Source organism: Virgibacillus sp. DJP39 (genome assembly GCF_049310925.1).
In the GTDB taxonomy this organism is placed as follows: domain Bacteria; phylum Bacillota; class Bacilli; order Bacillales; family Amphibacillaceae; genus Virgibacillus_F.
Genome location: NZ_JBMERP010000024.1, coordinates 38,023 through 49,234 on the forward strand (window position 1 = coordinate 38,023; position 11,212 = coordinate 49,234).

Below are 11,212 nucleotides of genomic sequence, written 5' to 3' on the forward strand. Positions count from 1 at the left end.
TCACCGAGCGCTGAAAGCGTAAAGTGATAGGCCGTTTTCTATTTAGTAAACAGTTCAAGTGCCATTTTTGGTGTTTTCAGTGCCTCTTTCTGATGATTCTTCACTTTATTTTCAAGTGAACTTTGAACAAGAGTCTCGTTTGATAAAGTTTCAAGTACTGCGTCAAAAAGTGATTCACCGCTCCAGTTATTGTTTTCAACGTGTCCGATAACTGGCTGATTACAGATAGCAGCAAATGCGTCTATCTTAGGGTCATAGGAAAGAGCAACAAATGGTGTGTAGGTAACAGCCGAAAAGATTAGGGCATGAAGTCTCATTCCTATTAATAACTGAGATTCTCCTATAATTGAAATCCTTTCTTCGATTGAAGAATCAGCAGGTGCTGTAAAGCTTTTTTCTGTCATTATTCCTGCTGTTTCCATAGAGGTAACCTCGTCAATCTTGCCGTGCATTGGAATAAAAACAATTGAGTTGCCTTTTTGTACAAGCTTATCTAGGCAATGCGCAATTTTTTCCTTATAGGGATTATCAGTTGGCCAATCTCTGACGCTTACCGTAATTATCGGTTTATCAATAGCCTGGGATTTAATCCAGTTGTTTGAAAAACTATTTCTGTCAAGTGCAAGTACCGGATCGGGAACTACAACGGACTGTTTTTTGACACCTATTTTTTGGAGAAGGGTTTTTGAACCTTCATCCCTTACTGTAATTTTACCAACCTTATTTAAAGCGTTTCTCACAATCCACTTGCTTAGTCGTCGCTTTATCGGGCCCATTCCCTGTGCATAAACGAAAACAGGTTTTTTATACCATTTTGCTATTTTTATAATACCTGCATAGTATGGAATTGATTTGATTCCTGTCTCATCCTGTAACAGGCTTCCACCACCACTTATCAAACCATCCGCTTGCTTAAGTACGTTTCTGATCTCTTTTAATTTCCAGCGGTTCACTGCATCTACATGATAGGTTTGTTTCGTAGCTTCCGGATTATTTGATAAAACCGTAATCCTTACTTCTGGATTCTCATTTTTCAGCGATTTAATGATGGAAAATAAAATGGCCTCATCTCCGACATTATCGAAGCCATAATATCCAGACAGCACAATCCGCATTAGAACCACCCCTTATTGCGGCCCATTGCGAAGAGGTATAAACCAAGTCTATAAAGGTAAATGAATAATATACCGATTATAAAGCCAAACACGATGCTGTAGAAAGTACGTAATAAAGAAATACTCATTGGTATATGAAAATGAGTAAACGTATTTACAATCGATAAAAACCCAATAACACCGGGAACAAGTAAAATCTTCCCCCAAATCTTGTGTGAATACATGACGTACAATGCTAATACGAAGACTGGGAATCCGATTAGAAACTCTTTTGTTCGAGGACGTACATAAAGAAGTTCCTCAAGTCCATAACGAATACTCTTTTCAAGATCACTTACGGTCCCCGTATTACCAGAACGTATTACATAGTAGAATCCAGCCAAGCCAATTATTGTGATTACGAGCAAATGCCAATATTTCACTTGAGTGTTTAAAATTACAATATACTTACCCCAAAAAGAATATAAAAGGATAAATAAAATTGGAACGATATAAACTAATTTAACACCACGGAATAATTCAAAACCAGTTACAAATGCAGTGGTGTTTAGTATTCCAAGCACAATTATGATTCCTGTAAAACTAATGCCTAGAGCTTTTATATATTTTATAGCAATCTCACGAAACTTATTTGAGCCCTCTCTGGAATTAGCTAGCACTGCATAGATAGGAGTTATGACCGCTACCATCAATGCAAGACCTTGTAAAAACAGAAGTCTTTGCGTTAACGCGTACACCAATAAAACTAAAATAGTAAAAGCGCTAGCGAGTAATCCAACTCTAGGCTTAAAAATATTGCTTGCCGCTAAATAGATGAACGAAACACTGGTCAGCAATACAGCAATTTTTGCCCATAATGGAGAATCAATTGTCTCAAAAGGCAATGGCGTTCCAACTTTGAAGCTGTCAGGCATTTCAGCTTGTACATCCTTAATGAAGCTTAGTGTACTTGTAAAATCATCCATTGGAACATCTGCTTTAGTAGGCATATGAAAGAAAACGGACCGGATGTTACGTTCCTTGACTGCTCTAACTGCTCGATCAACGTTTTTTTCGTGCTCTCCAGTGATTTTCATGCTGTGCAGACGAATCACATCATCAAAGCTAGTAGTTCTGGCAAACAATTCCAAGCCACGTTGGCGCGTGAATTCGATTGTATAAAAGTTAAAATCAGCTTCATTTATCTGGGTAGCAAATTTTTTCACCTGTTCTAAATCGGGATAACCAATGACGTCTTGCCCTGAAAATAAAATATTAGAAAAATCATCGCCCTGCATTTGAATCACCTGTTCAACAGTGTTCGCATTTATCACTTCTTTTTCTTCGGTTTCTGCATTATCAACCCGTAGGATATAGTTTAAGCCGTGTTTCTTAACTGTATTAATTGCCTCTTTGTTATATCCTATATTTGCGTTGACTTCTTTCCCATCTTCGGTCGGAATGACAAATATTTTTTTATCACCGATTGTAACCTTTTGAGGGTTCAGGTTTTCCTCAATAAATGTTTGCAGGTACCGATCCTCTGGAATTGTAAAATAAAGATGATCCGTGTCTTCAGGGAAATCATATTTTGTTTCACTGAACATTAGTGTTTCTTCTAATTCATCCTGCGGAAAAATTTGAATAGCATCCTGATCCTCCAAACTGTCTAATGAAATTGGACTAACACTAACTGTGGTAAGACCGGCTTCCTCAAGCCTTGTTAGGGCGCTATCCAATGTAAGTGCATCGTCTTCTTCACTGTCTGTTAATTCGAGTATTTCTGAGTAAGGAGCAACCAATTCATATGTGTCATTTTCAGAAACTGATTGAAAGCGATCATATAATCCAGGTAAGGAAATTAATAATAAGAGAATTGTTATACCCCATAACCAAAGTCGTTTGTTCAAAATGTGACTTCCTTTCTACTTTAAAAATTTATTTATAACAGGTAAGTTACCAATCATTTGTTTATCAATAGCTTTAAATAAGAATAATTGAATAAGGTAAATAATAGAACCAGCTACTATGGCTGCCAAAACATATAAAAGTGCTTCAGTCCTTGTCCAATTAATAATTGAAAAGAAGAGGGTGGGTAATCCAACAATTGCCCCCATCACGAGTGATGCGAAAATCATCTTCCACGTATTCACTGTGAATAGTTTTGACGAAAGGTGTCTATTTATAAGCAGGCTATTAACACTAAACAGCAAAACGTAAACCAGTAAAGTTGATAACGCAGCACCAGTTAATCCAAATAGATGAATAAACAGTATATTTGTAAATATCTTGATAATAACTCCGGCAATAATAATGTAGGCAGCATATTTCGCTAAATTCATCCCTTGTAATACGCCTGTTCCTAAAACAGTCAGGGAGGTAAACACGGCGCTAAAGCCTATTATTGCTAAAACCATACTTCCTTCTAAGTTAGTAAACAATGCTAAATTAAGAGGCAATGTTAAAGCTAACAATCCTAACGCTGATGGCCAGGAAATTAAATGGGTTATATAGTGAGTTTTTTCAATTATAGTTCTGGTACCCTTCGTATCATTATTGGCAAGGTTCTTTGATATGAGTGGAATTAATGGAAGAACGATAGAAGTAGCAAATACCGTAGCAATTTGTACCAATGATAGTCCACGTCCATATATGCCATATAAATAATTGATTTCACTTGTTTCATTTCCCAATGATTTTAAGCCGTAAGACACAGTGAAGGAATCAACTACATTTAAAAGAGCCATTGTTATAGTACCAATCGCAATTGGAATTGAAGTTCTTAATACTAGCTTACTCCATTTCGTGAAAATTGGTAGCGAATATCTGACATTAGATGAAACCTTAAGACTGGACGAATTGTACTTCAGTCGCAAATATATGAGAGAAGCAAGTGCGCCAATGACAGACCCAGCCATTACACCACCAGCAACAATCTCATTAGAATAGTTATTAACCACAAGATAGTAAGCTACACCTAAGATTATCGCAACTCGAATAAATTGCTCCAGCACCTGGGAGATTGCGGTAGGCTGCATATCATCAAATCCCTGAAAAAATCCACGGTAAACCGCCATATATGGTGCAACTAACAAGGTGCCAGCCACAACGATTAACGCTAACCGTGTACTTTGCCCACCTAGAGCAGCAGCGATAGGGACGGAAAAGCTGTAAATTAATGTAAAACTCAGTACTCCAAAAATTATTGCCAGTATACTTGCGGTAAGGTAGATATCACGAATAGAATGTGATTCATTTTTAGCCTTCGCTTCAGCAATTAATTTAGAGATAGCAATAGGTATTCCGGCTACAGATAAAATTAGAGCTACCATATAGACAGGGAATACTAGACTGAAAATACCCAGGACTTCATCTCCTGCGATATTTTGCAGAGGAATGCGAAACACACTTCCGAGTATTTTAGAAAGCAAAGTTGCAACAGACAGGATTAATGTACCTTTAACGAAATTAGACTGGCTCATCGTGATCCCTTAATTTTCTGCTTGATGATTTCGCCAGCAAAAATCGGCAATGCCAACATACGACGCCACCTGCTGGGCTGACGAAGAAGACGATACAACCACTCGAGGTTCATCTTTTGCCATATGACAGGTGCTCTTTGAACAGTTCCAGCAAGAACGTCTAAGCTACCACCAACTCCTATAAAAACCCCTTGTGAAAAACGATTAATATTCTCATAGATCCATTTCTCTTGTCTCGGTACGCCTAGCGCTACAAAAGTGATATCCGGCTTTAGTTGTTCTATCTGTTCTGCAATAGTGTTTTCTTCCCAATTAAAGTAACCATCTTCAGAACCTACAATATCAATATTTGGAAATTGGGCATTGATAGTTGATTTAGCTTTATTTAACGTTTCTTTTTTTCCGCCCAGCAAAAATATTTTATATTTCTTTTTATTTGCTGACTCAAGTAGCGCCATCATAGTGTCATAACCAGTTACTCTACCTGGAAGCGGATCACCTAGTAGTTGTGCAGCTTTTACGACACCAATACCATCAGCTGTCACAAAGTTTGCCTGTTTTATGATTGTCATAAAATCACTTTCGTTTTTAGCTTTCATTACAACTTCTGGGTTTGCCGTAATGACAAACGTTCGTTGCATCTGTTCAATACGTTCTTCTAATAAACGTACAAAGCCTAATTGATCAATATGTATAAATGGTACACCCATAATATGGACGAATTTCATAATGAAAATGACTCCTTTAAAAGTAATTGTTACGCTATTAAATATAACATAAAATTATTCGACAAGTCCTGTAGACTACCAAATAATATGTAGTTTAATAAAAAAGAGGAAGAATCATAACTGATTCATCCCCATAAAATAGTATCAAGTTTTTTAGTTTCCTATAACATCAATGTAATCTCCAGACACCCAGCCTGTCTGGGCTTCGCCTGTCTCGCTAGTAGTTTCTAGTTTAATTTGATACCAGCCATCTTTTTTGATAAGATTTTTTTCTTCATCAAGTACACCATATATAAATTTGCCTTTAGGCAAGGAACCTATAATTGGATCACTTGTAGTAGTACCACTTCGCACATTCAATGTAGAAGGTGTATTTACAACCTGCAGTAAACCGTTAAAGTTCAAATAATCACCTGATACCCAACCTGTTTTACCATTTGTTGTTACTTTATACCAACCACCATTCTCTCCAATAATAGGAACATTAGTAGCTTGTGGTATTAGATAAAGCACATCATAACCTGTTATTGGTGCAGCACGTAAATTCAGATTATTAGTAGTTGTAGCGACTTGTCCACTTAGGTTTGTATCAACTGCATACTGATCGTCACCTGTAGGATAGGGTGAAGAACTTGGTTGGTTGTTATACTCTGGTACGTCAAAAACCATAACGTAACTGTCTAATATATTATAGATGTTTTGAATACGGTTGGTTTGATTAACTGCCCAGCTAACATGTGTTGCATATTGATGGTAACCAGTATTCAAAGGATTCCAACGCATTTCATATAAGGTGTTTTGCCCTTTGGCAATGTAGCCCTCAGCTATGAATTTTGCGCCCTCAATTATTGCGGTTTCTGGTGTGAACCACCCTTGTTTATAAGCATGCTCAGAACCATCCTTTAACGCTGTGTCATCGTACGCGCGGATACCAAACATATTATAAGTTTTTTTGGTTGTAACTGGTTCACCATCTACTGAAGATACTGGGTAACCAGAAGCGAGTTTCGAAAAACCATTTCCGGTTTCATGTAATGCATGAGCAATTAAGTAAACTTCATTAATATCGTACTTCTTCCCTGCAGCAATAAATGCTTCAGCAGTGCCTTCCAAAGTTCCTTTACCCTTTAATACTTTTTCATTAATTTCATCAGGGCTAAGGCCTGCATTCTGAGACAATAATAAAAATTGCAGGAATTCCTGTGAGCCTTGTTCGAAGTTATGTGAGTTAGCGTAATAAGCGACTAACTCCTTACTAGCAACAAATTGCCCTTGGCCATCAACTTTTGGAGTACGATTGGATTGAATTTCTATTACATTTGAAAAGCTATTTTCATATGGTGTTGTTCCTACCTTTTCCACTTTCTCGGTTTGCTCTGAGATGACCCCAAGCATTCGATTAAGCATGGCAGCTGTCTCACCACGTGATGTGTTTGCTTTTGGAGCGAAAAATAGTGTTCCACTTGCATCTATTTTACCGTTAATTATGTCTAAAAACAGTAATCTTTTAATAGAAGGTTGAAAAATTGAATTAATTTCATTTGTATCTTTAAAATTCAATGGCTCTTCTACTGCTTTAATGTTTATTTGTTCTAATGCTCTCCAGATCATCGCGGCCATTTCTTCTCTTGAAATTTTATTATTAGGTTTAAACGTTCCATCTGGATACCCACCAACTAGTTGTTGAGATGCGGCTGTCATTACAGCAGAGTAAAACCATTCCCCCGAATCTACATCTGGAAAACCGTTGTTCGCTGTAGACAGTTCGGCACTTGATACCGTGCTAACAGCTAACGATCTGATTAAAAGTGAAGCAAACTCTGCCCGAGTAACCTGACGGTCGGGTAAATACTCACCACCAGGATATCCACCTAAGATACCTTTTTCAATCAAAATCCTCATATCTGGTTCAAAATATTCCCCAGTGAGATCATCGTTTGCACTTGCAATAGTAGGCAAAAACAATGACAATGACAAAACCAAAGCCACAGAAACTTTATAAAAACGCTTCATTATCTACTTAACCCCTCCAATTCGTAATTCTATGTATCTATTATAATTTACCAAAATTATTGATAAAAATATAGTCGAATTTTGATAAAAAAAATAAATCAAACTATATAACTACATATATCGGCTTAAATCTAGTAAATATAATAGAAAAAAGTGATTATGTGTGATTTTACCTATTGGGAATTAACGGTTATTATGGTATATTTTGAAGAATCAGAGCTATATTCGACGTAATTAAACAAAGAATCCATTTAAATTTTCCTGAATTAATGACGATAAACTACTATAAGATGCCATATTACTAGCATGATTAAAACATAGAAAAGGAGATTTTGATAAATGAATAGGGATAAATACGGTTTTATACTTTCTTTTTTGTTGGTTGTTTTTGTTCTTTCAACAGCTGGCGAGGTTTCAGCGGAAACCCTGCCAGACATTCGCGATAAGTATACTCAAGAAATTAATTACTTAATAGATGAGGGAATTATAAATGGCTATCCTGATGGAACTTTTGGGCCAGATAACAATGTAACACGTGAAGAGGCGGTTACGATGATTGGACGTGCTTTATCTTTAAGTGAAATCAAAGGTGAATCATCATTTGGTGACGTTGATCCCAATTCATTTGGTGCAGGATTTATTGAATCAACCTACCAGCAAAAAATAATAACGGGTTATCCAAATAACGAATTTCGTCCTGCCAACTCTGTAACTCGTGGTGAGATGGCCGTAATAATTGCAAGAGGATTTGATTTGTCAGCCACAGGGAACTACCAGTTTACTGATGTAAAAGCTGAAGACTTTTTTGCTGAAGCTGTCAATAAGCTAACAACTGCCGGCATTGCCGGGGGAACAGGAGATGGGTATTATAAACCAGGCGATTCAATTACACGTGAACATTTTTCTCTATTATTAGCCCGTGCTCTTAATCCGGTATTCGTAATTGATGAGCAGAAAATAACTCCAATAAAACAAGTTGTAAGTGCTACTGTTTTAAATGTACGTTCAGAGCCGAGCAGTGCAACCAGCACAACTGTAATAGGCCAATTGCGCAAGAATGACGTGGTCACAGCTACAAAGAAATCAGGAGAATGGTATTACGTTGAACACGGAAGTATATCAGGTTATGTTCATGGTTACTACATAGAAAACCGTGCTGTTGCAATTGATGCAGGGCATGGTGGGACTGATCCAGGCGCATCCGCAAATGGATTAGTTGAAAAAGAACTAAATCTCGACGTTGCGAAACGCGTGAAAAATTATCTGACGAATACAGGAATTCGAGTCGAAATGACAAGAACGACAGATACCACACTTGGTTTAAATGAACGTGTTGATTACGCAGTTGGAAAAGATGTTGATACATTTGTGAGTATTCATGGAAATGCCAATAGTAGTCCATATCCAGACGGCTCGGAGACCTTTTTTTCAAACGCTTCATATAATGATTGTACAAGTAGTGTAGATGGAATATTCAATGCACGCACTGTTGATAGCTGTAATTTGTCTGACTTTATTCAAAAGCGTTTAGTTGTTGCACTCGGAACAGATGACCGTGGAATTAATGAAAAAGATTTTCGGGTTATTTACAGAACTCCATTGGTTTCATCACTAGTTGAACTTGCCTTTTTAACGAACGAGGAAGATGCAAGTAAATTAGCATCTGACAACTATAGACAACTGGCTGCTGAAGCAATTTACCAGGGAATTATGGATTACTATAAATGGCAGGAAAAGTAATTTGATTAGGTAAGTTAAACCTTTGTAAAAGCGGACATTCTATGTTCGCTTTTTTAGTAGTAAGGAAAGTATAAAAACTTTTCTTACTACATAAGTGCAACTAAGGCTTTCGTCGTTTGGCTTGGCGATAAGCCAAGTTTTCTAACTAATTACAGTAGAGGAGTTAAGGCATGAAAGGGAAAATAGTGATTTGTATTTCTTGTGTATGGGTAGTACTACTTGGACTAACCATAAATCTATCAGCTGAAGAAGTGGAAGAACAAAGGATCATAGTAGGTTTTGAAAAAGAAGTAGAATTGCAGGAGTTAACTGGAATTCCATATGAATTACACCATAAGATGAACTCGATTAATGCAGCATCGATAACTGTTCAAACAGAAGCTATTAAGTCAATTGAAGAATTACCATCAGTCAAATGGGTGGAAAGAGATTATATAGTCACTACCGATGCACAGGTGGTTGACTGGGGATACTCTGAAACAATTGTGTCAGGCACGATGGAACTTGGGCTAACAGGGGCTGGCGTTAAGATTGGTATTATAGATACTGGGATAAATAGTAATCATCCAGATCTACAGGTTGCAGGTGGACAAAGTTTTGTAGCCGAAGAATCGGGGTTTCAAGATTTAAATGGGCATGGAACCCATGTTGCAGGCATTATAGGCGCACAAAACAATTTGATAGGGATGGTTGGGGTAGCGCCAAATGCTCAGATTTATGCTATAAAATCATTAGATCAATCCGGACAGGGCAGGCAAACCGACATTATTGCAGGAATTGAATGGGCGATAAAACAACAACTCGACATAGTCAATTTAAGCATAACTACATCAAATTCCTCTATTGCATTACAGAAAGCAATAGAAGCAGCAGATCAAGCTGGCCTCCTTATAGTGGCCGCATCAGGAAATGACGAAACAGGCACCGGACAAATCGGAACAGATATCATGTATCCTGCGCGTTACCCTGAGGTGATTGGTGTCGGTTCTATTAACAAAGAGCTTACAAAATCAGTATTTTCATATGCTGGCTCTTCACTTTCATTTGCAGCTCCGGGAGAAGCGGTCTATAGTACCTATGAAAATAACTATACAAGATTAAGTGGTACTTCGATGGCAACACCTTATGTAAGCGGAGTAATAGCTTTATATAAAGAAGCATATCCATATATGAACACAGATCAGATTAAGTCAGTATTAGCTAAGCAAGCAACTGATTTGGGGGTCCCCGGTAGAGATACTCAATATGGCTATGGGTTAGTTCAATCACCAGATAACTACTATAGAGACTTACAGACAGACACATGGTATACGAGCTATGTTCACTATCTAATTAGACATAACTTAATTAATGGATTTCCAGACGGTACTTTTCGTCCAGGTAAAACCATTACTCGTGAAGAAGCTACTACCTTAATAGGAAGAGTATTAGATCTAAATGGAACAAAACGAAAATCAGGCTTCATAGATGTAAACTTGGATTCTTTTGGTTCTGGCTATATTGTCTCGGCAACAACTGAAGGAATTATTACTGGATATCCTGACAATACATTTAAACCAAATGAAAGTATAACCAGAGGAGAAGTTGCCGTAGTTATACAAAGGGCGTTTGATCTTCCAATGTCGGAAACTAAAGCCTTTTCAGATGTTAGTTCTAATTCATTTTTCTTTAAGGAAATAAACGCTTTATATGAAGCAGAAATAATTGAAGGTTATCCAAACTATGAATTTTTACCAAATAAAGAGATTAGTAGAGCAGAGTTTTCTATTATTTTAGCTAAAGTGTTAAATAAGGACTACAGGTAGGTAATAAATCCCCGCGAATGTAATAAATATCATGATTATTTTTACCTAGCAGAAAAAAAGACTTTAATGATATCAATAACCTGCCGATATAGTAAATGGAAAGGTATTCCAAGGATATTACAGGCTGTTACAAGTCTGTTAGAAAAGTTTTACAAAGTTGTTGAATTTTGCTAATTTTAGTGTTATAGTCTTGTAGTAAGTAATTAAACCAAGTGTAAAGCAGTAATCAAGCAACTTTGGAACTAATAATCTTAACGTTTTTTTGCTTGGTTTATGTATTATTCAAAGATTCTATTATACATAGTTTGGTAGTGTAGGAAATAGTTTCCTAGAATAATACAAGTTTATAA

The 11,212-nt window shown here is 36.9% G+C and carries 7 protein-coding genes; 2 read left to right on the forward strand and 5 right to left on the reverse strand.

What is annotated here, in order from left to right:
- Positions 1–38 precede the first annotated feature (38 nt).
- From csaB to ACOI1D_RS10070, 5 genes are all read right to left on the reverse strand, one after another.
- Positions 39–1,115: a polysaccharide pyruvyl transferase CsaB gene (csaB, locus tag ACOI1D_RS10050; protein WP_422501147.1), complete on the reverse strand. Its 1,077-nt coding sequence runs from the start codon at positions 1,113–1,115 to the stop codon at positions 39–41.
- Complete coding sequence (locus ACOI1D_RS10055) at positions 1,115–3,004, reverse strand: DUF5693 family protein (RefSeq protein ID WP_422501148.1); 1,890 nt, start codon at positions 3,002–3,004, stop codon at positions 1,115–1,117. Before ACOI1D_RS10055 ends, csaB begins: the two co-directional genes overlap by 1 nt.
- A gap of 15 nt (positions 3,005–3,019) precedes the next feature.
- Positions 3,020–4,576, reverse strand: a complete 1,557-nt coding sequence (locus ACOI1D_RS10060; protein ID WP_422501149.1) for a putative polysaccharide biosynthesis protein — start codon at positions 4,574–4,576, stop codon at positions 3,020–3,022.
- Positions 4,573–5,304: a WecB/TagA/CpsF family glycosyltransferase gene (locus ACOI1D_RS10065; protein WP_422501150.1), complete on the reverse strand. Its 732-nt coding sequence runs from the start codon at positions 5,302–5,304 to the stop codon at positions 4,573–4,575. The genes ACOI1D_RS10060 and ACOI1D_RS10065 overlap by 4 nt, the downstream gene beginning before the upstream one ends.
- A 153-nt stretch (positions 5,305–5,457) precedes the next feature.
- Positions 5,458–7,317, reverse strand: coding sequence for an S-layer homology domain-containing protein (locus ACOI1D_RS10070; protein WP_422501151.1), 1,860 nt, complete (start codon positions 7,315–7,317; stop codon positions 5,458–5,460).
- 339 nt (positions 7,318–7,656) lie between these two features.
- Here ACOI1D_RS10070 and ACOI1D_RS10075 point away from each other — a divergent pair, with 339 nt between their 5' ends.
- Together ACOI1D_RS10075 and ACOI1D_RS10080 are read left to right on the forward strand one after the other, a co-directional pair.
- Positions 7,657–9,057 carry an N-acetylmuramoyl-L-alanine amidase gene (locus ACOI1D_RS10075; protein ID WP_422501152.1) on the forward strand — a complete coding sequence of 467 codons (1,401 nt, stop codon included), beginning with the start codon at positions 7,657–7,659 and terminating at the stop codon, positions 9,055–9,057.
- Positions 9,058–9,227: 170 nt separating this feature from the next.
- A complete protein-coding gene (locus ACOI1D_RS10080) occupies positions 9,228–10,862 on the forward strand; it encodes a S8 family serine peptidase (protein ID WP_422501153.1) in 1,635 nt (544 codons plus the stop codon).
- The last annotated feature ends 350 nt before the right edge of the window (positions 10,863–11,212 follow it).

Excerpts from the sequence above, each read along its gene's own strand:
- ACOI1D_RS10080 (WP_422501153.1), top strand. The coding sequence starts at position 9,228 with ATGAAAGGGAAAATAGTGATTTGTATTTCTTGTGTATGGGTAGTACTA.
- csaB (WP_422501147.1), bottom strand. The coding sequence starts at position 1,115 with ATGCGGATTGTGCTGTCTGGATATTATGGCTTCGATAATGTCGGAGAT.
- ACOI1D_RS10075 (WP_422501152.1), top strand. The coding sequence starts at position 7,657 with ATGAATAGGGATAAATACGGTTTTATACTTTCTTTTTTGTTGGTTGTT.
- ACOI1D_RS10070 (WP_422501151.1), bottom strand. The coding sequence starts at position 7,317 with ATGAAGCGTTTTTATAAAGTTTCTGTGGCTTTGGTTTTGTCATTGTCA.
- ACOI1D_RS10060 (WP_422501149.1), bottom strand. The coding sequence starts at position 4,576 with ATGAGCCAGTCTAATTTCGTTAAAGGTACATTAATCCTGTCTGTTGCA.
- ACOI1D_RS10065 (WP_422501150.1), bottom strand. The coding sequence starts at position 5,304 with ATGAAATTCGTCCATATTATGGGTGTACCATTTATACATATTGATCAA.